The sequence below is a fragment of the Halomonas citrativorans genome, from assembly GCF_900163645.1.
Classification (GTDB): Bacteria; Pseudomonadota; Gammaproteobacteria; order Pseudomonadales; family Halomonadaceae; genus Vreelandella; species Vreelandella citrativorans.
Window position 1 is genome coordinate 56,503 of sequence record NZ_FUKM01000033.1, and the last position, 25,482, is coordinate 81,984.

General features: G+C 55.8%; 16 protein-coding genes. 11 read left to right on the forward strand and 5 right to left on the reverse strand.

Annotation, left to right across the window (positions count from 1 at the left end; genetic code table 11):
- The first annotated feature begins 222 nt into the window (after positions 1–222).
- The 5 genes from CZ787_RS07860 to CZ787_RS07880 all read left to right on the forward strand — a co-directional run bounded on the left by CZ787_RS07860 (position 223) and on the right by CZ787_RS07880 (position 9,489).
- Positions 223–1,968 (forward strand): CoA transferase, encoded by a 1,746-nt coding sequence (locus tag CZ787_RS07860; protein ID WP_176372193.1) that lies wholly within the window; start codon positions 223–225, stop codon positions 1,966–1,968.
- A gap of 12 nt (positions 1,969–1,980) precedes the next feature.
- On the forward strand, positions 1,981–4,692 hold the full coding sequence (locus CZ787_RS07865; protein ID WP_087107920.1) for an AMP-binding protein: 2,712 nt from the start codon (positions 1,981–1,983) through the stop codon (positions 4,690–4,692).
- A complete protein-coding gene (locus CZ787_RS07870) occupies positions 4,689–6,437 on the forward strand; it encodes an ABC transporter ATP-binding protein (protein WP_087107922.1) in 1,749 nt (582 codons plus the stop codon). Before CZ787_RS07865 ends, CZ787_RS07870 begins: the two co-directional genes overlap by 4 nt.
- Positions 6,434–8,179 carry an ABC transporter ATP-binding protein gene (locus tag CZ787_RS07875; protein ID WP_087107924.1) on the forward strand — a complete coding sequence of 582 codons (1,746 nt, stop codon included), beginning with the start codon at positions 6,434–6,436 and terminating at the stop codon, positions 8,177–8,179. The genes CZ787_RS07870 and CZ787_RS07875 overlap by 4 nt, the downstream gene beginning before the upstream one ends.
- Positions 8,180–8,247: 68 nt before the next feature.
- The gene (locus CZ787_RS07880) at positions 8,248–9,489 is read left to right on the forward strand and encodes an MFS transporter (protein ID WP_087107926.1); all 1,242 of its coding nucleotides are present in this window, start codon (positions 8,248–8,250) and stop codon (positions 9,487–9,489) included.
- A 72-nt stretch (positions 9,490–9,561) separates the two neighbouring features.
- Here the strand turns inward: CZ787_RS07880 and CZ787_RS07885 are convergent, their stop codons facing one another.
- Genes CZ787_RS07885 through CZ787_RS07895 form a run of 3 tightly spaced genes read right to left on the reverse strand, consistent with a single transcriptional unit; the run spans position 9,562 to position 14,179 of the window.
- The gene (locus CZ787_RS07885) at positions 9,562–10,599 is read right to left on the reverse strand and encodes an HlyD family secretion protein (RefSeq protein ID WP_087107928.1); all 1,038 of its coding nucleotides are present in this window, start codon (positions 10,597–10,599) and stop codon (positions 9,562–9,564) included.
- Positions 10,600–10,604: 5 nt separating this feature from the next.
- Positions 10,605–12,137 carry an MFS transporter gene (locus CZ787_RS07890; RefSeq protein ID WP_087107930.1) on the reverse strand — a complete coding sequence of 511 codons (1,533 nt, stop codon included), beginning with the start codon at positions 12,135–12,137 and terminating at the stop codon, positions 10,605–10,607.
- 17 nt (positions 12,138–12,154) lie between these two features.
- Positions 12,155–14,179: a TonB-dependent receptor gene (locus CZ787_RS07895; RefSeq protein ID WP_217883853.1), complete on the reverse strand. Its 2,025-nt coding sequence runs from the start codon at positions 14,177–14,179 to the stop codon at positions 12,155–12,157.
- 319 nt (positions 14,180–14,498) lie between these two features.
- On the opposite strand from CZ787_RS07895, the gene CZ787_RS07900 reads away from it, so the two are divergent.
- The 4 genes from CZ787_RS07900 to CZ787_RS07915 all read left to right on the forward strand — a co-directional run bounded on the left by CZ787_RS07900 (position 14,499) and on the right by CZ787_RS07915 (position 20,413).
- On the forward strand, positions 14,499–16,154 hold the full coding sequence (locus CZ787_RS07900; protein ID WP_087107932.1) for a CTP synthase: 1,656 nt from the start codon (positions 14,499–14,501) through the stop codon (positions 16,152–16,154).
- A gap of 11 nt (positions 16,155–16,165) precedes the next feature.
- Positions 16,166–17,029: a 3-deoxy-8-phosphooctulonate synthase gene (gene kdsA / locus CZ787_RS07905; protein WP_087107934.1), complete on the forward strand. Its 864-nt coding sequence runs from the start codon at positions 16,166–16,168 to the stop codon at positions 17,027–17,029.
- A gap of 57 nt (positions 17,030–17,086) precedes the next feature.
- Positions 17,087–18,376, forward strand: a complete 1,290-nt coding sequence (gene eno / locus CZ787_RS07910; protein ID WP_087107936.1) for a phosphopyruvate hydratase — start codon at positions 17,087–17,089, stop codon at positions 18,374–18,376.
- Positions 18,377–19,021: 645 nt separating this feature from the next.
- On the forward strand, positions 19,022–20,413 hold the full coding sequence (locus tag CZ787_RS07915; protein WP_087107938.1) for an L-cystine transporter: 1,392 nt from the start codon (positions 19,022–19,024) through the stop codon (positions 20,411–20,413).
- 163 nt (positions 20,414–20,576) lie between these two features.
- Here the strand turns inward: CZ787_RS07915 and fdxA are convergent, their stop codons facing one another.
- Both fdxA and mutS read right to left on the reverse strand, forming a co-directional pair.
- On the reverse strand, positions 20,577–20,900 hold the full coding sequence (fdxA, locus tag CZ787_RS07920) for a ferredoxin FdxA (RefSeq protein WP_087107940.1): 324 nt from the start codon (positions 20,898–20,900) through the stop codon (positions 20,577–20,579).
- A gap of 157 nt (positions 20,901–21,057) precedes the next feature.
- Positions 21,058–23,646, reverse strand: a complete 2,589-nt coding sequence (gene mutS, locus CZ787_RS07925) for a DNA mismatch repair protein MutS (RefSeq protein ID WP_087107943.1) — start codon at positions 23,644–23,646, stop codon at positions 21,058–21,060.
- Between the two features lie 148 nt (positions 23,647–23,794).
- Between mutS and CZ787_RS07930 the strand changes: the two genes are divergently transcribed.
- Both CZ787_RS07930 and recA read left to right on the forward strand, forming a co-directional pair.
- Complete coding sequence (locus CZ787_RS07930) at positions 23,795–24,328, forward strand: CinA family protein (protein WP_087107945.1); 534 nt, start codon at positions 23,795–23,797, stop codon at positions 24,326–24,328.
- 88 nt (positions 24,329–24,416) lie between these two features.
- Entirely contained in the window at positions 24,417–25,478 is a 1,062-nt protein-coding gene (gene recA / locus CZ787_RS07935; protein WP_087107947.1) for a recombinase RecA, read from the forward strand.
- The last annotated feature ends 4 nt before the right edge of the window (positions 25,479–25,482 follow it).

Below are 25,482 nucleotides of genomic sequence, written 5' to 3' on the forward strand. Positions count from 1 at the left end.
GTACAGGCAAAAAATGGCTTCGCATGAATAGCATACGGAAACCTTCGATTTTCATATGTAATGCGAATGATTAGCATTACCTCAATAAAGTATCATCCCTCATGTCATCTCGACAATTGCCAGCAGGCTGATTACTCGTTGCTCAATATCCGATCCGAGGTAGGGCATATACGGGGGCGCGCATTGATTCTGGTTAAATTTGGCAGAGTAAGGAGGAGGGGGATGATCCCGATTGTTGTGAAACCGCCACTGACGGGGATTACGATATCCTTGACTCCTGCGCCAATAGGGTTGGAAGCGGTTGCAGAGGCTTTTATCCACCGAGCAGAGCTGCTTGGTGCACGAGTAGAGAGGAATCTGCAGTCCACCGCTAACAAGCTGGTAGCACAGTTCGAAGATGGTGGGGGTGCACGAGTGGTTGTGTACTTACGTGGCTGGCCTTGTGGTAATCAGCCAATAAGCGAGGCGCTGGCGCAGGCAGCTTGTGGGCTGAGTGGTTGGCATGCTCGCAATGCAGGTGGTGTATTTGCTCTGGGGCCGGACTATCTATCGGTGCTATCCGCATCACTTATGTGCACTACTGGCGTAGCCGCTCTGATTGGCCAGTACCGTGGTAGTGGTAGCCGTGAAGTAAACCTGAGCCTGGGCGGAGTCGGGTTGTTATCTATGGCTCAGTATTTGGCTATGGATGACGCTGGCCAAGCCTCTCCATCCAAAGCAGGCATAGATTGGTCTTCACCTCCCTTTATCAGTGTCGAAGGGCACCTCTTTGAGCTTGAAGCACTGAGCCCTGAGGCTTGGCTAAGCTTTTGGAGTAGGTTACAGGTTTCGGCAGTTGACATCGCAGCAGCTTGGTCGCCCTTCCTACAGCGCTATACCACCGCCCAAGCGCTGCTGCCGTCCAGCCTATTTGATGCCTGTTCCAGCCGACGATTGGTGGATCTGCAGCGCATGGCTAGAAACAGTGGTGTGGATATATGCCCACTGCGTTCGGGAACTGTGGTGTCTTGGCAGACACATGGCCCTTGGTCTTTCGGAGAGCCACGAGTGGCCGCGTGTAGCTCCACGTTAAACACTGCACCGGAGCGGCCATTGACAGGGTTGCGGGGGATTGAAGCTTGTCGATTGATTCAGGGGCCGCTGGCGGGACACCTGTTGCGCGAACTTGGCATGGAACTGGTAAAGGTAGAACCACCTGGCAGCGACCCGATGCGAGGTATGGCGCCATTGGTGAACGAGTTGTCGGTACATTTTCATGCCATCAATCGGGATAAGTCGTGTGTCGAGCTTAATCTGCGCAGCGGGGGGGACCGGGAACGCTTGCTACAGATGGCTGGCGGCGCAGATGTCTTCCTGCATAACTGGGCGCCTGGCCGAGCCGAGCGTTTAGGGTTGACGCCTGACATACTGCGTCGCCAGTCATCCTCACTCATCTATGCTTCGGCGTCTGGTACTGGTCGAGTACCAAAAATGAATGATCCACTTGCCACCGATTTCATGATCCAGGCGTATAGCGGTTTAGCATGCCGGATCAACCAAGCAGAAAGTCCCGCTGGAGCGTTACTGACGTTGGTGGACGTGCTTGGTGGAGTGGCCCTAGCCGAAGGTGTTGTTGCTGCACTTTACGCTCGCTATGCACATCAGCAGGTTCTGGAGCTAGATTCAGCCATGGCCGGAGCTGCTGCGCTGCTTATGGCGTCTAGCCCTGGCTCACCCCCGGCACGGAGTTTCGCCACTGCCGATGGTTACGTGATGGTTGAGTCGTGCTCCAGGCACATGTTGTCAGAGTTAGACCTGCGCTCGCTAGCGACTACCAAGGCGCTGACTTTGCTGGCAAAGCAAGGGGTTATCGCTACCCCCGTTTCTTTTTGTGCTGCTGATGTCGGAGCCCACCCCAACTTGTCAGGCACGCTGAGCCGTGACGAACATGGTCTGAATGTTGCCACCCCTTGGATCATTAATGCTTAAGGACAATGTAACATGCCTAATGAACTAGCCATGCGGCAGAATCAAAGTCAACTCAAAAAAACACAGGTGTTGGATTGGGTTCCTACCAGCCTACGCGAGCGTTGGGCCTCGGAAGGTATCTACCCGAATAAAGGCTTGTTTGAGGCCTTTCTGGATATTGCTCAAGTGCGTCCGATGGATGCAGCCGTTATCGAGGGTGCCGACAGCCTCAGCTATGCTCAATTGCGAGCGCGAAGTCTCAGCCTAGCCCAAGTGCTGCATGATATGGGAGTTGGTGCGGGAGATGTGGTGGCAGTGAACTTACCAAATGGGTGGCGTGCCTGTGCTGTAGACTTGGCTGTAGCCGCATTGGGGGCGATTGTGCTGCCATATCCAATGGGGCGACGCAAACGCGATACCCGCGCTATGCTCACCAAATCCGCCGCACGCGTTCTGGTATGTAAACGAAAGGTAGGCGACACCGATTACGCTGAGTTGGTCGATAGTTTGAAGCATGAATTACCGGCACTAGAGCAGGTGCTGGTATGCGGACAACGTTACCAAAATTGGCCGAGTTTGGCTGAGTGTTGGGAAAGGTCAGAATTCAATGCCCTCAGCGTGCGCGTCGATCCTAATGCTGGAGCCCGCCTGATAGCTTCTTCAGGCTCGGAGTCTGAGCCTAAATTGGTGCTTTACTCGCACAATGCGTTGGTGGGTGGTCAGACAGCTTATCTACACAGCTTGGTTCAGGATTCATCGAAAATACGTGCACTTTTTGCGGTGCCGCTAGCTTCGCCCTTTGGCTCGCTTGGCACTCCCTGCACTTTGGCTTCCCTTGGGGGAGTTCTCATTTGCTTGGATCGCTTCGAGCCGGACGAAGTGCTACGTCTGCTCTCCCAACAACGAGCCACACACCTTTTTGCTGGCCCTAATATGGTTGACATGCTGTTGGCTAGTCCTTTGCTCCAGCCATGTGGGTCTGAATCGCTTGATTTCTCCTCTCTCACGACGATCGTCAGCGGAGGCTCAGCACTGAGTGAGCAGACTTATGAAGGGGTACGTAACAAACTAGGGTGCACGCTGATCCAGTCCTACGGTTCTGCTGACGGTATTGCCTGCCATACTGAGCTTGATGACCGGCCTGAAACGACTGTGCGGACTGTCGGTTGCCCCGATCCGACAGTGATTAGCGTGAGCATTCGCAATGATTTGGGCCAGCAGCTCGGCTGTGGTGAAGAGGGAGAAATATGGGCGCGCGGACCTATGACGCCGATGTGCTACTACGGTGCACCGGAACTGGATCAGCGCTACCGCAACACCGAAGGTTGGGTGCGTATAGGTGATCATGGATTACTTGATGCTGAAGGGCGTCTGCGCATTGTTGGTCGACGTGCTGACACTGTGCTACGCGGCGGTTATAAAATTAATCTTGTTGAAGTGGCCCATATATTGCGCGGTCATCCTGCGGTTGACCAGAGTGTGGTGCTCAACAACCCTACTGAAGATGGCAAGCCGAGCCTGGATGCTTTTGTAGTCATGCAGCCTGGCCGTCACGCGCTGACGTTGGAGAAAATGCTGGCGTATCTCGTAAAGGAAGTGGGTGCTCAGCCGAGTCAACTGCCTGATACGCTGACGTGTGTGCCTGAGTTGCCATTGGCGCCATCTGGTAAGGTTGACCAGAAGGCGTTACTACAACGCTGTAAGGCGGTCTGGAACGGTGTTTCAGCACAGCCGGTAATTGACTTATTGATGGGGGTGGAGCGCGCAGGCGTGTTACGTGCGGCTATCGAGCTCCAATTGTTTGATCAAATGGGCGAAGGCGTCACCGCTGAGGTACTGGCTGAGCGTATTCAGGCCAGCCCCCGTGGTACTCGCATCCTGCTCGATGCTCTCGCTGGGCTGGGGCTAGTGTCAAACGAACCCGGCCACTCCTACTATCGTGCTAGTTCTTTGGGAGAGAAATTCTTGTGTCGTACTTCACCCCATTATGTCGGTGGCTTGACACAAGTTTACACCGCTGACCTGATGTGGGACGCCTTCCGCGATTTTAAGGGCGCGGTAGTAGCTGGTGGTAGCGTTCTTTCGCAAAGCCTGGAAGCGGCTAATCACCCATATTGGAAAGAATTCTCTCAGGGCATCACTAACACTGCGCGAGTTACTGCTCGACGTTTAGCTGACCAAATACTGCCATGGCTGGGCGAGCGTTCGCAGCCTGAGGTTCTGGACTTGGCCTGCGGAAACGGTACCTACGGCTTCACACTGGCTGCCAAACAACCTTCGATGAGAGTGTGGGGAGTTGACTGGCCAGACAGCGAAGAGTTATTTGAGAAAACCGCTGAGTGTTTTGGTGTTTGTGAGCAGGTACGTTTCATTCCTGGTGACCTCTTTGAAGTAAGGTTTGAGCAGCGCTTTGACTTGATCATTCTTAGTCAAGTGTTACACCACTTCGATGAATCTCAGTGTTGGCACCTGTTGGCGCGTTTGCAATCTTGGCTGAAACCCGGAGGGCGGGTTCTAATTGCTGGCTTCATGCGCTCCAATGCACCACCCGAACAGGAACCGATTCAACGGCTGTTTGCAGCACAGATGCTCAGCCTCACTGAGGCTGGTGACTGTCATTCGATAGAGTTGGTGCAGCAATTACTAGCCGAACAAGGTTGGCAGGATATTAAAACCAACCGTCTGAGAGGACTGCCTATTCAGTGCGTGCTGGCAACTAGAGGTGACTCGGGGGTAGAGGCATGACCCCGGTTCTCTGGCGCTTGTCGCGGCCTTTGCGTCCTTCGATTTTACTGGCTGCGTTCGGCCAAGTGGTTGTCACCGCCTGTCATGTTGGTCAGGCGCTATGCTTAGCCAGTGCTTTGGCCGGGCTATTCGCTGACCAGCCATTGTCCGAACTATGGTGGCCGCTGTCGGTTTTTTTTGTTTTTACTTGGCTACGCATCGTGCTGATGGGGTTGTCTGAAGCACTCGCTATGCGTGTGGCAGGGCTTGCCCGGCACTACTTGCGTCAGCGCCTGATTGGTCAGGTATTACGTGTGGCGGCTGATCCGGCCAGCGACCGAGATAGCGGGGAACTGAGTACCACCTTGGTGCAGTCGGTGGAAGCCTTGCAAGCCTATTACAGCCGTTATGTGCCTGCAGTGCTGGGTGCGGTGTTTGGTGGCGGGGGTGTGCTACTGCTAATGGCGTATTTCGATAGCCGTTCTGCCCTTGTGGCTGCTCTTGCTGCGCTGGCGCTACCCTTTACTGATCGCCTCTGGTTGCGTTGGCGGCGCGCTTCTGCAGGTGGGTTGTTCGCGAGTATGGGGCGTTTTTCCGCGTATTTGCTCGACAGCTTGCGCGGCGTCACCACGCTCAAGGCCTTCAATGCTCAGACCCGGCGCCGTCAGGTACTCAGTCAACAGGCACGGGATCTGCGTGAGCAGGCCATGGGTGTGCTTTACGCCATTCTCATGCGTAACGGCGCAACAGGGCTGCTTAGCTTGGGTGGTTTAGCGTTGGTGACTGCGCTTAGCGCTCAGCGCGCCGTTGCCGGTGAGCTATCGCCGTTTGCGTTGTTGGCCGTTGTGCTGCTGGCCCGCGAGGCCTTCGGTACGCTGGAAAAGCTTGATAAGACCTTCCACATTGCATGGTCGGGTAATGCGGCGGCGGCCCCCGTCATTCGTTTACTTGACGCTATACCTGGGGTGCCAGAGCCGATTGAGGCCCGGGCTTTACCGACCCATCATGGAGTGGCCTTTGATAGCGTTAGTTATACCTGGCCGGGTGGCTGCGAACCTGCGTTGCACAATGTGAATTTTACGCTTGAGCCTGGTGAGTTCGTGGCTGTGGTAGGGCCCTCTGGCGCAGGAAAATCGACCCTGGCAGCTCTATTGATGCGCTTTGTTGCACCTGACTGCGGCCGCGTCAGCCTGGGCGGCGTTGATCTTCGCGATTTGCGCGTCAATGACGTATACGAAAACGTCAGTGGCGTGTTCCAACATAGTGTGCTGCTGCATGGCAGCATCGAAGAGAACTTGAGGATGGGGGCTCCTCAAGCCAGTGATGAGGATCTGGCTGAGGCATGCCGGGTAGCGTCACTGGAATCGTGGATTTCAAGTCTTGAAAAAGGCGTTGCCACTGCCGTGGGAGAAGGCGGCGCGCGACTTTCTGGCGGTCAGCGACAGCGCATAGCTATCGCACGTGCTTGGCTAAAAAATACACCGGTCATGGTGTTGGACGAGGCGACCGCGAACGTGGACGTTGCCAGCGAAACCCACATTGGAGAGGCCATCGAGCGGCTTCGCGGTCAGCGTTCGCTACTGGTGATTGCACATCGTCTAGCCAACGTTCGGAATGCCGACCGCATTCTGGTGCTTGATCGTGGTCGTTTAGTTGAGATCGGTGATCACCACAACCTACTGACCCGAAATGGCCTCTATGCGCGCCTCTGGAACCGGCAGCACGCCCACGAAGCGTCGCCCCAAACCGAGGAAGAACTAATATGAAAGTCAATGTCCACGAAATTCCCCAGGGGCCGCGTAGCACATGGGGTGACCTGTTACGCCTTTCCGCTGGCCAGCCGCGCCTGCTAGCACTCACTATCGCTGCTACGCTCATTGCCCAGGCTGGCATGGTGACAAGCCTTGCGTTGGGTGCCTGGCTAGCAGGTTTGGCGCTGACGGGTGCACCGGAGAGCCTCTGGCAACCCGTGCTTTGGGGCATGCTTGTCAGCGCCGTTGCTGGGGCCGGTGGTCGCTGGTGGCAGGCACATATCTCCCATGCCTTTGCTTTTGCTCTGATCGAAACGCTGCAGGTGGGCATTTACGACGGTCTAGAGCGTGCCGCCCCAGGTGGTTTGTCCGACACCCGCAGCGGCGAGCAGGCCAACGTGGCGCTGAACGATGCTCAGGCGCTGGAACACTTTTTTGCCCACACCCTGGCCGATACCATCGCTGCAGTTGTGGTACCGCTGTTGGCACTGCTGGCGCTGGCCTGGATACAGCCTTGGCTTACTTTAGTGTTACTGCCATTTCTGCCGACTCTGACCAGCGTGCCATTCTGGCTGGGGGAGCGTGCTTTTCGCCAGGGGCGCGAGATGAATGCCGCGCTAGCGGGACTAAACGCTGAAGTGATTGAGGGCATTGAGGCGCGTCGAGAGATCCTCTTGTTCAATCAGGAGGCGGCTTGGCGCGCTCGGCTGGGGCAGTATCTGGCGCGGCTGAAGAGCGAGCAGCGTCGTTACGCCTTGCGAACAGGCGCGGAGCAAGGCGGTATAGAGCTGATCCAGTCCTTAGCATTGATCACCGCGCTGGTGGCCAGCGCAGTGTTGCTTGAATATCAAGCCCTAGCGTTGGCTCAAGTTCCGCTATCGGTCGTGCTGGTAGGCGCGGCACTGCTACCTTTGGCAGAGGTAGCGCGCAGTGCCAGCCAACTGGGTGCAGTGCGCGCCAGTGCGGCACGGGTGTTGGCGTTGCTGCATCAGCGTTCGCCGATTCAGGACAATGGCCAGCGATTGCCTAAGGATGCCAGCATCGAATTCAACCAAGTGGTGTTCGCCCATTCCGAGCGCCCTGTGCTGCAGGGTGTCAACTTCCGGGTAGAAACGGGTGAGATGGTCGCACTGGTTGGCCCCTCAGGATCTGGCAAGACCACCTGCGCCAACTTACTAATGCGCTTCTATGAGGTGCAGAGCGGCACAGTGAAGCTGGGCAGCGAAGATCTGCGTGATATTCCCCTATCCGAGCTGCGCCACTGGATCGCCTGGGTTGGTCAGGAGGCCTACTTGTTTGACGACAGTATCGAGGGCAACTTGCGCTTGGGCAAACCAGAGGCGACGCAGCAGGAAATCGAAATCGCTGCGCATCAGGCCCAGGCCCACGATTTCATTCAGGCCCTACCTGAGGGCTACCAAACGCGTTGCGGCGCGAATGGTGCGCGGCTTTCAGGTGGTCAGCGTCAGCGTATCGCCATCGCCCGGGCACTGCTGTCTCAAGCGCCCGTGCTGGTAATGGATGAAGCTTCATCCAGCCTCGATGCTGACAGTGAACATGCCCTGCAGCAGGCCTTGTTGGCGCTTCGTGGGCAGTACACGCTACTGGTGGTAGCACATCGTCCAAGCACCATTGCTCAGGCTGACAGGGTCGTACTCCTGCAGGATGGCTGCATTCTCGATCAGGGCTCTCATGAGCAGTTGCTGCACCGTTGCGAGCAATATGTCCAGTTGCTCGCGCAGCCAGCCAGCGCTTAAAAACACATGCTTAGCAACGAGTACCTTAAGCGTTTAGCTCCAGAAACTTAAAACCTGGGAATACCGACATGAAAGCCCCCGCCATTTCGTACTGGTCGTTGCAGTTGCTGCTCGGCTGGATCAACTTCGCTATGACCGCACCAATGATCTATCTCTACCTAGGGTTACCGCTGGTGATGCGCCAGCAGGGGTGGTCCGGCACCGCCATCGGCCTCTTCCAATTGGCAGGGTTGCCGGCCGTGCTCAAGTTCGTATTGGCTGCTCCGGTAGATCGCTGGGCGCGAGATACCGCCGGTTATCGGCGCTGGAGCTTAGTACTGTTGGTCGGTTATGCCGCAAGCCTTGTAGCGCTGGCGGGGCTCGACATAGGAAAAACGGGCTTCACGACGTTATTCGCCCTGGCGATGCTGGCTAGCTTATTCGGCACTTGGGCCGACGCGCCGGTCAATGCCTTGGCTATTCGCTGTTTACCCGAGACTGAACGTATGCGCGCAGGCACTATCCGTTCAGCCGCCAGTTCATTGGGGGCAGTGTTCGGGGGTGGTGCGATGCTCATTTTGCATGATCGTGTTGGCTGGTCTTGGCCGTTCTTTGTGCTGGGGGTTGGACTGTTGTTGGCCCTTGTCGGACTTTATCTCATACGCCCAGTGCATCTTGATACGATAGCGACACCCAAACGCTCAGAGGTGGGGGTGCGCCAATGGGTTGGCTATTTCGCTTCTGCTCAGCGTCGCCGTTGGGTGGTCGTGTTGATGCTCTATTTCCCCTTTATTGGCACTGCCTGGGTATACCTTAAACCGTTACTGCTCGATCAAGGACTGCCGTCCGGTCAGGTGGCCGTGGTAGCTGGTTTGCTGGGTGGCGTGGTCGGTGCTTTGGGCAGTCTGCTAGGCGGTTATGTCACTTACCGTCGTGGTTTGCACTATGCCCTGCCTGGCTTTGCAATGCTCGCCCTCGTTGCCTTGGCTGCATTATCGGCGGCGTTGGCCAGCCATGCGAGCTTGCCGTTGCTAACTGCCTGCACCGTGCTTCTGGCGCTGGCCATGGGCGCCTCGGCTGGATTAGTGTTTGGCATGATGATGTACTACACCCGTGAAGGTTTGACGGCTGTGGACTATGGTCTGCAATCGAGTCTATTCGTGCTCACGCGTACGGTTGTGCCCATGCTCGCAGGGCTGCTGCTTGACCATTTCGGGTATCTGGGCATGTTAAGCGCTCTGATGGCTGGCATGCTGGGAATAGGTTACTGGAGCCTGCGATTTGTGCGGGGCATGGGCGAGATGCCACCAAAGATGGGGCGTGTCGCCTGATTCCCGAACCGTTGTGGTCACTATAGTGGGGTACTGCGGAGCTAGGTCGGTTGTGCTGAGAACATCGTGATGTTAGCCGTGTCCGGTGTCGACTTCCGGCACCACTGACATGCCGACTTTTAACTGTTGGGCTTGAGGTTGACCTGGATCGATGGCGATGCGCACCGGTAGACGTTGGACGATCTTGGTGAAATTACCTGTGGCGTTGTGGGGTTGAATGGCTGAAAAGCTCACCGAGCTGGCTGGGCCTAGGCTATCCACTCTGCCGGTTAGGGTGATGTTGGGGAGAGCATCGATGGTGAAACTTACCGGTTGGCTGGGCCGCATACGGGCGATTTGTGTTTCACGGAAATTGGCGGTGATATAGAGATTGTCCAGAGGAACTAAGGTCAGCAGCGTTTCACCGATTTTCATATAGCCGCCGAGGCGCACCACTTTCTGAGCGACGATACCTTTCACCGGTGCTGTAATGTGGGTGTAGGATAATGCCAATTCCGCTGCGTCCAGTTTGGCCTGAGCGATGTTTTGCGCCGCTTGGGCTTTCTCTAGGTCGGCCTGCAACACTTCCAACGCCTGTTGGGTAGCGGTATAGGCGGCCTGGTCGCCGATCAGGGTGGCCCTTGATGCAGCTAACTCTGCCTCTGCCCTTTGCAGCGACTGAACGGTACCGGCACCGCGGGCGCGCAGGTTGAGGTAGCGTTCTCGCTCCTGTCGAGCCAGTGTCACTGCGGCCTGATCGACGTCAAGTTTTGCCTGTGCTTGATGAATGCGACTTTCCTGACGCACGATTTGCGCTTGTAGACTGACGATTTCCGCAGCTGCCTGGGCCAGTCCAGCACTTGCTTCTTCCACCTTAGCTCGTGTATCGCTGTCATCGATCTCTACTAGCAGGTCGCCGACGCTCACCGTCTGGTTTTCTTCCACCAGTACCCGCTGTACACGACCGGCAACCTGCGACGCCACCCGTGTTAGATCTGCCTGTATATAAGCATCGTTGGTGGATTGATATCTGGCGGCGCTTTCCGGGCGGTTCAGCGCATAGACACCCGTAATTGCCAGGGCCAGGAGTATCAGAATGAAAGGAGTTCGCAAGCGACGTAATGAGGTCATGGCTATTATTCCGGTGAACGAGAGGGAGGTGACGGTGGCGTTACGGGCGTGAGACAGAGCGTCAGCGGAATCAGCATCAGGGCAAGCACGCTAAGTGCCCGGTAAGCGTCGGCGGTGGCCAGCGTGACGGCTTGGGTAGTGACGGCGTCGGACAACGTCATCAGTTGGTCTTCATGCATTCCTAGGGCGGCGCCAGCTCGAGCCATGCTGTCCAGCAACATGTCGCTGTGAAAATGGCTTTGAATCAGTATCAACTGAGTGACCAGCGCGCTGCCCAGGGCGGTGCCGAAGGCGCGCAGCATATTCACCAGCCCGGATACGAAGGGGCCTTCCATTGGCTGTACCACACTGGTAGCCAGAAATAGCAGTGAGACCACCGCCATTGGCTGGCCGATCGCTTGCAGTGCTTGTACAGCGACGAACTGGTGCCACATCCATTCACTGGTGATTTGGGCGCCTAGCCAGCAGGCTATCGCCACAATCAGCAGGCCAGTGGCAAATACCTTGCGTGCATCCATCCAAGGCTGGTATAGAAGCAGAGCCACCAGGGAGCCGAGCACCAACTGTGGTAGCCCGATGGTGAGCCCAACGGCACTGGATTGCAGTGGTCTATAACCTTGCACTTGGGCGAGAAAATTAAGCGGCAGTAGAGCGCCGGACATCAGCACAACCAACAGCCCAACAAACAGGGTGAAGCCCAGCCCAAGGTTGCGCCGGGAAAGCAGTTGAAGGCGGATAAAAGGGCTGGGATGATGCCACTCGCTGAGCAGACCGGCGAAGGTGGCGATTAGGCCGCCAGCAAGTGCACTGCAGATCAGTGTTGAATGAAACCAGCCAAGACGTACACCCTGACTGAGAACTATCGCAAGCAGCGCTAATCCGGTAACCAGACAAATATGGCCGATCCAGTTGCCCTGACCGAAGCGCTCATGGCGTGGTGGATCCTGAGGGAGGCCCCATGCACATAGCGCTAAGCTGAACATACCCAGCGGAACGATTTGCCAGTAGACCCACCGCCAGTCGAACAACTGATCTGTCCACACGCCAGCCAGCCACACCGCCAGATTGGGTGCTAGGGTGGCAGTCATGGCGAATAGCGCCAAACCGTGCAGGCGAATATGAAACGGCAGAAAACGCAGCGCTGCCATCATCAGTGTCGGGATCAGACCGCCAGCGACGGCACCTTGCAGACCGCGCAGTAGGAGCATGGACGGTAGCGACTGGGCAAAGGGCAGTAGTAATCCGAGCAGCGTGGCAGCGGAGATTAACACCAGTTGATAACGGCGCAGTGATAGGGTGATGGCGAACCAGGCGGCAAACGGTTGTACCGTGATTTCGCCAACGAGATAGACGGTATCCAGCCAGGAGGCAGCGTCGGCACCCAAACCATGGGCGCCGCGAATATCTGGCAATGATAAGGCAGGAACCCGGTTGTTAAATCCTGCCATGATGGCTGCGATGAATACGCCGGTCAGCCCGGCGATAAGCCGAGGGCCAAAAACAGGCTGGGCTGGGGTGGCGGTGCGGGTATTAGGCATGGAGAGCGCTCCGGCGATCACAATCGCCAAGTGAAGCGCATTCCTACCTCCCGGGGCGGGCTGTAGATGGTGACGAAGCCGTTCTGGTAGCCCACGGCGTCATAGCGCTTATCGCCGATGTTGTCGGCGTAGGCGGCGAGCTCCCAATCACCTAACTGATAGCCAGCGACCAAGTTGAGCAGTGCATAGTCGTTACGCTCGTATTGGTTGGCGGCGTCTAGGTAGACTTTGCTGCTACCGACCAGGCTGCCCTGGGTGTACCAGCCTTCTGGATCGTCGTAGCGTAGGCTCAAATAACCGGTAAAATCGGGAGCGAAAGGATTGTGATTACCAGCGTAGTCGGCTGAGCCATCTTGGAATTGATCAAATCGGGTATGGTTCCAGGCTAACCCCCCTTTAATTTGCCACCCATCGCCAAGCAGATAGTCAAGGTCGAGTTCTACCCCTTTAGAGGTGGCTGTGGCAGCATTGGTGATGTACATCATGCCGGCGGTGGGCATTTGCATGACTTGCATGTTGTCGATGTCCATCAGATAGGCGGCGAGAGAGTAACGCAGGCGCCCTTCGGCTAGCCAACCCTTAGCGCCGGTCTCGTAGGACCAAGTTTTCTCTGGACCGAAGGACTGATAGTTCGTTGCGGGGGATAATATATTGAACCCACCGCTACGCACGCCTCGCGAGATACTGGCGTACCACTGATTGCGTGGGCTGATTTCATATTGCAACGCGATCTTGGGCGAAAAGTGCGACCATGATTCCGACCGGCTTGCCGCACCACGTGGGTGTAGTTCCACCTGATTGTGCTCAATGCGCCCACCGGTAGAAAGGCGCCAGTGTTGTGCCAAGGGTAGGTTCCAATGGGTAAACAGGGCTGTCGTTTGGCTTTCCTGATTGGCATGAAGATCCACAGAGCCCATCATATTTTTGCTGATACTATGCAGCCGGTTATCACTGCTATCGCCGTAGACGCCGAGCAACCACTCTGTCTCGCCAAGAGCACCCTCTAAGCGAAGCTCCTGGGATAGCGTGCGTAGCCGGTTGTCACGACCTACGTGCAAGATATCCTCGGCCCTGAAATCGGTATCCTGCTGTATATGATCCCGGAAATCATTCCAGGCAGTGACGGAATGGAGACTCAAGTCCGAGGCGAATTCATGTTCCGCGGTTAGTGCTAGGGTTTGCCCCCAGGATCGGTTCCAACTTGGGGTGCCTGAGGCAACAGTGGCACGATGCGCGCTAGGTGCCCCCCAGCGGGATGCACCATCATCATACTCTTGGCGCGTATAGCGCAGTGCCAAATCAGTCGCATCACCAGGCGTCCAGCGCAGCCCTAGGTTGAGATCGTGCCGATTGCGGTCATCTTCATTACTGCCGGTGTGGATGTTGTCGATAAAACCATCCTCACTCGACGTGCTAACCGCAATACTGGCATAGAGATTGTCCTGAACGATGGGGTGACTGACGGCGAAGCGAACGGCTCGATGGCCATGGTTGCCGGCTTCACCGCTAACAGTGGCGCGAGGTTGGTTGTCCATCGGCTGGGTGTGGATAGCAATGACGCCAGCTTCGGCATTACTGCCATAGAGTGTGGACTGAGGGCCGCGTAGTATCTCGATTCGGTCGACGTTAAGTAGGCTGCTCTCGAATCCCTGAGCAGACAGTGTTGGTACACCATCCACCAGAAGCAACGTTGAGGTGGAAAAGGTGTTGAAGTTAGCCGTTAGTCCCCTCATTACGGGAGAATTCATGCCGGCCTGTCCGAATGGCTGAAACGATAACCCAGGAACCCGTCCCTCTAACTGTTCGAGGCTGGTCAGGCCCGCTGCTTCAATTTCAGAACCATCAATCACCGCGACACTGGCAGCCACATTTTCCAGTGGCTGCTCGGTTTTTTCCGCGGTCACCGTTATCGGTGTGAGGGTGGCGGGGGCTTCACCCTCTGTCGTTATTGCTGAGTTTGTCGTATTCGCCCACCCGGGGACGGCTTGCAGGCAACTCATCATGGCTGCCAAATGGAAAATTCGACGTCGCTTGTGCTGCATCTTTCGTTTCCCCTTATTCCCTTATGTTATTTCATTACGTGCTAATTTCCCCGCTACAATCTCATCGGTACGGGGAGTACGCTGAGAACAAGGATACTCTTAAGGCAAATAGTAATCATTGCTATTAAGTATGGTGGTTGGCGGTTTACCTATGAATGTATGCAAGCGCAGGGCTGGGGCAGCTGCCCATTCTGGTTCGGCCGAGCTGATTTTGACTGCTCAGTTCAAATTGAGCCTTGGGGCGTAGTCTGCTATTCTGTCGTCCCATCCTGGTGTGGCTTTCTGTTACGCCTTTTGATCACGTTTCGACAGGTTTTCCATGACACGATATATCTTCGTGACCGGCGGCGTTGTGTCCTCTCTTGGCAAGGGCATCGCGTCGGCCTCGCTGGCGGCGATTTTAGAGGCCCGCGGCCTTAAGGTCACCATGCTCAAGCTCGACCCGTACATCAACGTGGACCCGGGCACCATGAGCCCTTTCCAGCACGGCGAGGTGTTCGTCACCGAGGATGGCGCCGAGACCGATCTGGACCTGGGCCACTACGAACGCTTTATTCGTACCAAGATGACCCAGCGCAACAACTTCACCACAGGCCGTGTTTACGAGCACGTGCTGCGCAAAGAGCGCCGTGGCGATTACCTGGGTGGCACGGTACAGGTCATCCCGCACATCACCGATGAAATCAAGCAGCGCGTTTATGCCGGCGGTGAAGGTTTCGACGTGGCGCTGGTAGAAATCGGTGGCACGGTAGGTGATATCGAATCGCTGCCGTTTTTGGAGTCTATTCGCCAGATTCGTAGCGAGCTGGGTGCTAACCGCGCGCTGTTTATGCATTTGACGCTGGTGCCCTATATCAAGACAGCCGGTGAGACGAAAACCAAACCGACTCAGCACAGCGTTAAAGAGCTGCGCTCCATCGGTATCCAGCCGGATATTCTGATTTGCCGCAGCGAAGTTGAGCTTGAAGAGAGCGAGCGTCGCAAAATCGCGTTGTTCACCAACGTTGAAGAGCGTGCGGTCGTTCCGCTTCAGGATGCCGATACGATCTATCGCATTCCGTTGATGCTTCACGAGCACGGCCTGGACGATATCGTGTGCGACAAGCTGCGTCTTGAAGCCGAGCCTGCTGATCTTTCCGAGTGGGTAAAAGTGCTGGATGCCAAGCTGAACCCGCTGAAGTCGGTCAGCATCGCCATGGTCGGTAAGTACATGGAACTGCTGGATGCGTACAAGTCGCTTAATGAAGCGCTGATCCACGCCGGTATTCAAGGGCGTATCAAGGTCAACATTGACTACATCGACGCTGAAGACATCGAGCGCCACGGGACTGAGCGTCTGGCAGGTAAAGATGCGATTCTGGTACCTGGCGGCTTTGGCGAGCGCGGCGTGGAAGGCAAAATTCTTACCGCCCAGTTTGCGCGTGAAAATAACGTGCCTTATCTGGGTATCTGCTTGGGTATGCAGGTAGCGGTGATTGAGTTTGCGCGTAACGTGGCGGGTTGGAAAGATGCCAACTCCACCGAGTTTACCCACGATACTCAGCACCCGGTGGTCGGCCTGATTACTGAATGGCTGAACGCTGAAGGTAAAATCGAGCTGCGTGATGCGGCGTCCGATTTGGGCGGCACCATGCGCCTGGGCGGCCAGGTATGCCACCTGACCTCGGGCAGTAAAGCACGCGAAGCCTACGGCTCTGATGAGATTGTCGAGCGCCACCGTCACCGCTTTGAAGTCAATAACCAGTTTATTGATGAGCTGGAAAAAACCGGCCTGGTGATTTCGGGTAAAAGTGTCGATCAGTCGCTGGTCGAAATGGTTGAGCTTGCGGATCACCCCTGGTACGTGGCGTGTCAGTTCCATCCAGAGTTTACCTCCACCCCGCGTGACGGGCATCCGCTCTTCTCGGGTTTTGTGAACGCAGCGCTTGAGTACAAAACAGCGCGGACCAGAACTCACACGACACCTCAGGAATAAGGGGGAAGCCAATGTCTTCTCAAGCACCTTTCCAAGAGCGTCATATCAACATTGCCGGCCTAACCGCCGGCAATTCTTTGCCTCTCATGTTGCTGGGAGGCATGAATGTACTGGAGTCGGCAGAACTTGCCGATGAAGTCGCCCAAGCCTACGTTAGCGTGACGCAAAAGCTCGGCATGCCTTATGTGTTTAAGGCAAGCTTTGACAAAGCCAATCGCAGCTCGATTCATTCGTACCGTGGTCCAGGAATCGAGAAAGGCTTGCAGATACTCGCTGATATTAAGTCGCGTTACGGTGTGCCGATCATCACCGATGTCCACGAACCCTGGCAGGCGGCTCAAGCGGCAGAAGTGGCGGATATTATTCAGCTGCCTGCTTTCCTGGCACGTCAGACGGATCTCGTGGTAGCGATGGCCAAAACCGGTGCGGCGATCAATATCAAAAAGCCCCAGTTTCTGGCGCCTCATGAAATGCGCCATATTCTCAGCAAGTTTCAGGAAGCCGGTAATGATCGCCTGATGCTGTGCGAGCGCGGTTCAAGCTTTGGCTATAACAACCTGATTGTCGATATGCTTGGGTTTGGCGATATGAAGCAGACTGGCTACCCGGTGTTCTTCGACGTTACCCATGCGCTGCAACGCCCCGGCGGGCGTGCTGATAGTGCGGATGGGCGGCGTGCCCAGGTCGCCGAGCTTGCCCGTGCAGGCGTTGGCGTCGGGCTTGCGGGGCTGTTTTTAGAAGCGCATCCTGATCCGGATAACGCCAAGTGCGATGGTCCCTGTGCGTTACCGCTTGACCAGCTTGAGCCATTTTTAACGCAGCTATCTCAGCTTGATTCATTGGTGAAAAATTTTGCGCCGTTGACCATTCGCTGATCGCGGCCATCATGCGATACATAACCTTCTAATAGACCGCCAACCAAGGAGACTGTCATGACCAAAATTGTAGATATCAGTGCACTGGAAGTACTCGATTCACGCGGTAACCCGACGGTGCTAGCGCGTGTGCGCCTTGAAAGTGGGGCAACGGGCGAAGCCTGCGCACCCAGCGGTGCTTCGACCGGTTCGCGTGAAGCGCTTGAGCTACGTGATGGCGACAAAGCACGCTATCTCGGTAAAGGTGTACTGACAGCTGTCGATGCGGTCAATGGCAAAATCCGTGAGGCGCTGCTTGGTATGGACGCGCGCGATCAGCGCGGTCTGGACGATGCCATGCTGGCGCTGGATGGCACTGACAACAAAGCCACTCTGGGTGCGAATGCAATTCTCGCGGTATCGCTGGCGGCCGCTAAAGCCGCGGCTAACGCCAAGGGCGTGCCGCTTTATGCACACATTGCCGAGCTTTACGGTCAGCCAGGTCAGTACAGCATGCCCGTGCCGATGATGAACATCATCAACGGCGGCGAGCATGCGGATAACAACGTGGATATTCAGGAGTTTATGGTGCAGCCGGTCGGCGCCAAAAACTTCCGTGAAGGCCTGCGTATGGGCGCTGAAATTTTCCACGCGCTGAAGAAGGTACTGTCTGCCAAAGGCCTGTCTACCTCTGTGGGCGATGAGGGTGGTTTTGCCCCTGACCTGGCGTCCAATGCGGATGCCTTGGCTGTCATCAAGCAGGCGGTGGCGGATGCTGGTTATTCGCTAGGCAGTGATGTCACGCTGGCACTCGACTGCGCCTCGTCCGAATTCTACAAGGATGGCCAGTACAATCTTTCCGGTGAAGGTAAAAGCTACGATGCACAAGGCTTTACTGACTATCTGGCGGGCTTGTGTGAAGACTATCCGATTGTCTCTATTGAAGACGGTATGGATGAGTCGGATTGGGATGGCTGGAAAGCCCTCACCGACAAGCTGGGCGATAAAGTGCAGCTGGTGGGCGACGATCTGTTCGTTACCAACACCAAAATTCTTAAGCGCGGTATCGACGAGCAGATTGGTAACTCGATTTTGATCAAGTTTAACCAAATCGGTTCGCTGTCTGAAACGCTGGACGCCATCAAGATGGCTCAGGATGCAGGCTTTACTGCGGTTATTTCGCACCGCTCCGGTGAAACAGAAGACACCACCATTGCTGATTTAGCGGTGGGCACCTGTGCAGGCCAGATTAAAACCGGCTCCTTATGCCGCTCTGACCGGGTTGCCAAATATAACCGCTTGTTGGTGATTGAGTCAGAACTTGGCGATGTCGCTTATCCCGGCTTGAAGGCTATCAAGGGCCAATAACGGGATTTGTTGGCTGTCTTGTAAGAAATGTCTCAAGATTTTGTAAGACATGTCCTACAAAAACCGACGAAAATCGCTCGACGTGGGTAGGAAAAGTAGAAAATTTTCGTCTAATTTAAGTTTATCTAATTGATTTTAAGTTGTTTTTTATTGAAGGGCAGGCCACTTAGGCTTGCCCTTTTTGTTATAGGCCGCCTTGAGATGACGTTGTTATCTGCCACAATGCATTCAGGACAGGGGAGGCAGGGATGCTTTAGACAGAATGCAACGCAATGGGGTGTAAACAGGCCCACCGAATGACACACTGAGGTGAATTTCGGTAGGGAAGCGGCCTGAGGAAGTTGACACATGGAGCGGTCAGAGGAAGTGTTTGGAGCGGGCGACCTAAGGGTCGCCTTTTTTTATGTTTACGTTTTATACCTACTTACGTTGAATACCTGGCAAGAGGGTTGTCCCCGGTGTTTCTTGCAACCGGCCGACGCAACCAGCCAAATGATTCCTAGGTTATAAGTAAAATCCATTTTTATTCTTCTTCGCTATTACTTACCATGGCCCGCAGAATTAGCAGGCTATGCTTCTGCTGCTGCGCTTGTCACACGGTACATCGTTGATGTGCCGTTTTTTGTTATTCAGGAGGTGCGTTACATGCATGGGTTGATTGCGATCAACGTGTTGGTCTTTATACTGGCGATTGCACTGCTGGCGCGCTGGCAGCGGCGCGGTGCCAGCCTGTCTCGCGTGGTGCTTGCAGGCCTGGTCATTGGGGTGGTGCTTGGCGCGCTATTGCAATGGGGATACGCCGGATCAGAGGTGCTTGAGGGCACCATCGACTGGGTAAACCTGGTAGGCGGTGGCTATGTCCAACTGTTAAAAATGATCATTATGCCGTTGGTGCTGGTGACCATTTTATCTGCTGTTACGCGCTTACATGATGCCAGTGCGCTGGGCAAGATTAGCCTGGGTGTACTTGGCATGCTCATGCTGACAACGGCGATTTCTGCCGTTATCGGCATTAGCATGACCCAGCTGTTTGGATTGTCTGCCGAGGGGCTGGTACAAGGCGCTCGCGAGCTGGAGCGCGGCCAGGCGATTGTCGAGCGCAGTGTTCAGGTGGCAGACCTGACCATCCCACAGCTTCTGCTCTCGTTTATTCCCAGCAATCCGTTTCAGGATTTAGCGGGCGCACGACCCACCTCCATTATCAGTGTGGTGATCTTTGCGACGTTTCTCGGCTTGGCCGCTCTGGGCATCAAGCGTGAAAATGCAGCGATTGGCGACAAGCTTATCGAAGGCATCGATATTGTGCAGAAGTGGATCATGCGCTTGGTGCGCATGGTGATCCGCCTAACGCCCTACGGGGTGCTGGCGTTAATGGCCAAAGTGGTTTCTACGTCGAATCTCAACGATATCTTTAATCTGCTTGGATTCGTCGTTGCCTCCTACGTTGGCTTGGCACTTATTCTGGTCATGCATGCGCTATTTTTGATGGGTGTTGGGGTTAACCCCAAGCGCTATTTTCAGAAGGTCTGGCCGGTACTCACCTTTGCCTTTACCTCACGTTCAAGCGCGGCCACGATTCCTTTGAATATCGAGGCGCAGGTAGACCGCATTGGCGTACCCCCTGCGATTGCCAACTTTTCCGCCTCCTTCGGAGCGACCATCGGCCAAAACGGCTGCGCGGGGCTTTATCCGGCCATGCTGGCCATGATGATTGCGCCCACGGTGGGGATTGATCCGTTTTCACTGGAGTTTTTGGCAACGCTGGTACTGGTCGTGACGCTGGCCTCTTTCGGCATTGCCGGTGTTGGCGGCGGGGCAACCTTTGCCGCGATCATCGTGCTCTCAACGCTTGATCTACCGATTGCTTTGGCGGGGCTTCTCATCTCGATTGAGCCGTTGATTGATATGGGCCGCACCGCCATCAATGTCAACGGTTCAATGACGGCGGGTACGGTGACCAGTCGTTTGCTCAAGCAGCACGACGCGGCTATTTTTGCTTCCAACGATGACCAGTTGGACGAGCCGAAAGCAGCGTGATTCAACCGACAAATTAAGCAAGCTACAAAAAGCCGCCTTCGGGTGGCTTTTTGCGTTTGTCGCGTGCGTTATCCTTGAAGAGGCGGGGCAAGCAGACATAAAAAACCAGCGCGGACGCTGGTTTTTAAGCCGATGGCTAACGACACGGTACAAGCGTGCTGTGTTATCGCTCCAGCTTGTCGATCTTGCCGCTCTTGCCATCCCACTCTTCGGCATCCGGCAAGGCATCTTTCTTTTCAGCGATGTTGGGCCATACTTCGGCCAGCTCAGCGTTGATCTCGATAAACGGTTCTTGCCCATCCGGCAGCTCATCCTCTGAGAAGATGGCTTCGGCCGGGCACTCAGGCTCGCATAGCGCACAGTCAATGCACTCATCCGGGTGAATCACCAGGAAGTTGGGGCCTTCATAAAAGCAATCGACCGGGCAAACCTCTACACAGTCGGTGTATTTGCATTGGATGCAGTTTTCGGTAACGACAAACGTCATCGCGCTATCCCTCTTGCGGGACCGGGGGAGGTCCCGGTCATAGGTCAATCATGAATGGTTATAAAACGGCTGTTTCTTATAAGCTAAAAAGTATGGGCGACATTCTAGTGGCGCCCATACCTCACGGCAAGCACTTGGCTATCTTCTCTTGCACCGGTTACAACAAATCTCGCCATTGATAGACCAACGCCAGCGCCTCGCGGGGCGATAAATCATCAATGTCGGCACGCTCCAGTGCTTCTAAAACCGGATGTGGCGCACTGGCAAATAGATCGTTTTGCTGGGGTGACGGGCTATTGGCAGGGGCGTGTTGTGCCGGGCCTGGGCGCGCCTGATGGGTGTCTACATCGCGCTGTTCCAGGGCAATCAACTTTTCACGGGCGCGCTTGATAACGTGGCTTGGAACACCGGCTAGTTGGGCGACCTGTAAGCCGTAGCTTTGGCTGGCCGGGCCTGCCTCAATGCGATGCATAAATACAATGCTATCGCCATGCTCTGTAGCGGTTAAATGAATGTTTTCCACGCCTTCGGCCTGCTCGGGAAGGGCGGTCATTTCAAAGTAGTGCGTAGCAAAGAGCGTCAGTGCCTGCGCCTGCGCCAAGTGCTCAGCGCTTGCCCAGGCCAGGGAAAGTCCGTCGAACGTACTGGTGCCCCGGCCGATTTCATCCATCAGCACCAGGCTATGCTCTGTGGCATTGTGCAGGATATTAGCCGTTTCGGTCATCTCGACCATAAAGGTGGAGCGCCCACCGGCAAGGTCATCCGAGGAGCCTATGCGGGTGAATATCCGGTCGACAGGACCAATCTCAGCCGCATCGGCAGGCACAAAGCTACCGCTATGGGCTAGCAGCGCGATCAAGGCGGTCTGGCGCATATAGGTCGATTTACCGCCCATATTGGGGCCGGTAATAATCAGCATGTGACGATCAGGCGACAGCACAACGTCATTGGGCACAAACGGCTTGTCGCTGACTTGTTCTACCACTGGGTGGCGGCCAGCGGTAATGCTAATGCCGGTCGCGTCGCTCAGGGTTGGGCGCACCCAGTTAAGCGCATCGGCACGTTCGGCAAATGCACACAGTACATCAAGTTCGGCAAGCGCCCGGGAAGTGCTTTGTAGCGCCATGAGATGTTCGTTGAGTTCGCTTAGCAGGCGCTCATACAGCCACTTTTCACGGGTCAGTGCGCGTGACTTGGCGGAAAGCGCTTTGTCCTCAAACTCCTTGAGCTCGGGGATAATAAACCGCTCGGCGTTTTTCAGCGTTTGACGGCGGATGTAATCAGCCGGTGCTTGCTGGGCCTGGGAGCGGGGTAGCTCTATAAAGTAGCCGTGCACCCGGTTGTAACCCACCTTGAGGTTGGCAAGGCCAGTACGCTCACGCTCACGTAGCTCCAGTTGAACCAGGTAACTGCCAGCGTTTTCGGCCATACCGCGATGTTCGTCAAGCTCGGCATCATAGCCATCGGCAATCACACCGCCATCGCGGATCACCACCGGCGGGTTCTCGATCAACGCCCGGCTCAGCTGGTCGGCGATATCCGGATAGGGGCGAATATGCGGACGCAAATTATCCAGCGTACTGCCGCTTTCTACGCCACCTAACTGCTGCTCAAGTGCTGGCAACGTATTAAGGGCGTCTCTTAAGCGGGCCAGGTCGCGTGGGCGGGCGCTATAGAGCGCGACGCGGGCCAAAATACGCTCTACATCACCCACATCATTGAGTGTGTCGCGTAGCGTCATGTATGCAGCATCGAGGCTTAAAAGTGCCACCCCCGCCTGGCGACCCTGCACGGTTTCACGCTGGCGTAGGGGGCGATTCAACCAGCGCTTTAAAAGCCGCGACCCCATGGCGGTGGTGCAGGTGTCCAGTACGCTGGCAAGCGTGTTGTCCGTGCTACCGCCAAGGTTGATATCGATTTCTAAATTACGTCGGCTGGCAGCATCAATGACCACCGCATCATCACGGTTTTCAACGCTGAGTGCCGTTACGTGGGGCAAGCGCGAGCGCTGGGTATCTCGGGCATAGTCAATCAGTACCCCGGCGGCCACCAATGCGGTGGTAAGGTGGGCGCAGCCAAACCCACGCAGGTCCTGAACTTCAAATTGGTCGCACAGGCTGCGATTGGCGCTTTCCAAATCAAACAGCCACTCGCCCTGGCGACGCAAGCTGCGCTTCTGCGACCACACGTCGGGCAGCGTCAGGCTCTCAGGCACCAGTAGTTCGGCAGGTGAAAGGCGGGTCAGCTCGGCAAGCATTTCGGCTTCGCTCTCGACTTCCAGCACGCTAAAACGCCCGCTGGATAGCTCAAGCCACGCAAGCCCCCAGCGGTCGCTGCCGGGTGCCAACGCGACCAGCACGTTGTCGCGCCGGGCATCCAGGAGCGCCTCATCATGCAGTGTGCCGGGTGTTACGATGCGCATGACTTGCCGCTCAACCGGACCCTTGCTGGTTGCCGGGTCACCAATTTGCTCGCAAATGGCCACGGATTCACCGGTAGCCACCAAGCGGGCCAGGTAGCCTTCGGCGCTATGATAAGGAACGCCCGCCATCGGGATGGGTTTGCCACCGGATTGGCCACGCTGGGTAAGCGTGATATCCAACAGCGCAGCCACGCGCTTGGCATCATCAAAAAACAGCTCGTAGAAGTCCCCCATCCGGTAGAACAGAAGGACGTCAGGGTGTTCGCGTTTGATCTTTAAATACTGCGTGATCATGGGCGTATTGGGGGGGATGGCCTGTGACATGGGCGTCCTGATTGAGCGTGGCGTAAGCGCATTTCGCTTACGGCATGTTCATTAAATAAAAGCGTTAAATACGTTCTTTGAGCGATTTCGTTGAGAAAGCTAAACGCAGTATTCTACGCTGACTGATATCTTACATGAAGGAGCGACCATGACGCCCAGCATAACGAGCCTAAAAAATCTGGATTTGTCCCTGCTGGCGCAGCGGCTTGGAAAGCTTTGCCAGCAGCTGGATATAGAAGTGACCACGGCAGAGTCGTGTACCGGTGGTGGCATTGCCAGTGCGATCACCTCGGCTGCAGGTAGCTCGGCCTACTTCACAACGGGTTACGTGACGTATGCTAATGCGGCTAAAACGCGGCTGATCGGTGTCTCAGACGTTACACTACACACCCATGGCGCTGTCAGTGAAGCGGTGGTGAATGCCATGGTGGCCGGTGCCTGCCGTGATAGCGGCGCGCAGTTGGGCGTGGCGGTCAGTGGTGTGGCAGGCCCCGGGGGCGGCAGCGATGAAAAGCCGGTGGGTACGGTGTGGTTGGCCTGGGGCGATGTTAATCACCAGGAAGCCAAATGTTTTCATTTTCCCGGTGATCGCCAAGCGGTACGCGAGCAGGCCGTTCGCGAGGCGTTGGCAGGGCTGGTGGCGCGCCTGGATATGTTGGCTGAGGGTCAGGAAGAGAAATAATCGTTAAAAACCACGTTGAGGATTTGTTTAGCGACGAATTTTTGGCATAATACTGGTTAATTATACAGTCTGTGATGAGGGTGTTTGCATGGCTCAGGATGACAACCGTACGAAAGCGCTAAACGCCGCACTTAGCCAAATTGATCGTCAGTTCGGAAAAGGCACGGTAATGCGCTTGGGTGACGCGCCTCGCGTTGTGATGCCGTCAGTCTCCACTGGCTCGCTGGGGCTGGATATTGCGCTTGGCATTGGAGGATTACCCTTTGGCCGAGTAGTCGAAATCTTTGGCCCTGAATCCTCCGGTAAAACCACCCTGACGCTTTCCGTGATTGCTCAAGCACAGAAGCAGGGCAAGGTGTGTGCGTTTGTCGATGCCGAGCATGCGCTTGATCCAAGCTATGCGGAAAAACTGGGCGTTAACCTCGATGATTTGCTGGTTTCCCAGCCGGACACGGGTGAACAGGCGCTTGAAATCACTGATATGCTGGTGCGCTCAGGCGGCGTTGACGTGATTATTATCGACTCCGTGGCAGCGCTTACTCCGCGTGCGGAGATCGAAGGGGAAATGGGGGATACCCACGTAGGCCTGCAAGCACGTTTGATGTCTCAGGCGCTGCGTAAAATCACCGGTAATATTAAAAACGCCAACTGTTTAGTGGTCTTTATCAACCAGATTCGCATGAAAATCGGCGTTATGTTTGGTAGCCCGGAAACCACCACAGGCGGTAACGCACTGAAATTCTACTCCAGTGTTCGGTTGGATATTCGCCGCACCGGCTCGGTGAAATCGGGCGATGAAGTCACGGGTAACGAAACGCGCGTTAAAGTAGTTAAAAACAAGGTAGCACCGCCGTTCCGTCAGGCCGAGTTCCAGATTCTTTACGGCAAGGGTATCTACCATGCCGGTGAGGTGGTCGACTTGGGCGTACAGTGCAATCTGGTCGACAAGGCGGGTGCTTGGTATAGCTATAAAGGCAGCAAAATCGGTCAGGGCAAGGCAAATGCGGCTCAGTACCTTGAAGAGCATCCGGCCATTATGGAAGAGATCGAAAGCCAGATCCGCGAACAGTTGCTTGCCAAGCCTGACCCCAAGAAAGAAGAGGCATCGGCTGCTGATGTTGCCGCCGATGCTGACGACGACCTGCTGTAACGCT

Excerpts from the sequence above, each read along its gene's own strand:
- CZ787_RS07860 (WP_176372193.1), top strand. The coding sequence starts at position 223 with ATGATCCCGATTGTTGTGAAACCGCCACTGACGGGGATTACGATATCC.
- CZ787_RS07865 (WP_087107920.1), top strand. The coding sequence starts at position 1,981 with ATGCCTAATGAACTAGCCATGCGGCAGAATCAAAGTCAACTCAAAAAA.
- CZ787_RS07870 (WP_087107922.1), top strand. The coding sequence starts at position 4,689 with ATGACCCCGGTTCTCTGGCGCTTGTCGCGGCCTTTGCGTCCTTCGATT.
- CZ787_RS07875 (WP_087107924.1), top strand. The coding sequence starts at position 6,434 with ATGAAAGTCAATGTCCACGAAATTCCCCAGGGGCCGCGTAGCACATGG.
- CZ787_RS07880 (WP_087107926.1), top strand. The coding sequence starts at position 8,248 with ATGAAAGCCCCCGCCATTTCGTACTGGTCGTTGCAGTTGCTGCTCGGC.
- CZ787_RS07885 (WP_087107928.1), bottom strand. The coding sequence starts at position 10,599 with ATGACCTCATTACGTCGCTTGCGAACTCCTTTCATTCTGATACTCCTG.
- CZ787_RS07890 (WP_087107930.1), bottom strand. The coding sequence starts at position 12,137 with ATGCCTAATACCCGCACCGCCACCCCAGCCCAGCCTGTTTTTGGCCCT.
- CZ787_RS07895 (WP_217883853.1), bottom strand. The coding sequence starts at position 14,179 with ATGCAGCACAAGCGACGTCGAATTTTCCATTTGGCAGCCATGATGAGT.
- CZ787_RS07900 (WP_087107932.1), top strand. The coding sequence starts at position 14,499 with ATGACACGATATATCTTCGTGACCGGCGGCGTTGTGTCCTCTCTTGGC.
- kdsA (WP_087107934.1), top strand. The coding sequence starts at position 16,166 with ATGTCTTCTCAAGCACCTTTCCAAGAGCGTCATATCAACATTGCCGGC.
- eno (WP_087107936.1), top strand. The coding sequence starts at position 17,087 with ATGACCAAAATTGTAGATATCAGTGCACTGGAAGTACTCGATTCACGC.
- CZ787_RS07915 (WP_087107938.1), top strand. The coding sequence starts at position 19,022 with ATGCATGGGTTGATTGCGATCAACGTGTTGGTCTTTATACTGGCGATT.
- fdxA (WP_087107940.1), bottom strand. The coding sequence starts at position 20,900 with ATGACGTTTGTCGTTACCGAAAACTGCATCCAATGCAAATACACCGAC.
- mutS (WP_087107943.1), bottom strand. The coding sequence starts at position 23,646 with ATGTCACAGGCCATCCCCCCCAATACGCCCATGATCACGCAGTATTTA.
- CZ787_RS07930 (WP_087107945.1), top strand. The coding sequence starts at position 23,795 with ATGACGCCCAGCATAACGAGCCTAAAAAATCTGGATTTGTCCCTGCTG.
- recA (WP_087107947.1), top strand. The coding sequence starts at position 24,417 with ATGGCTCAGGATGACAACCGTACGAAAGCGCTAAACGCCGCACTTAGC.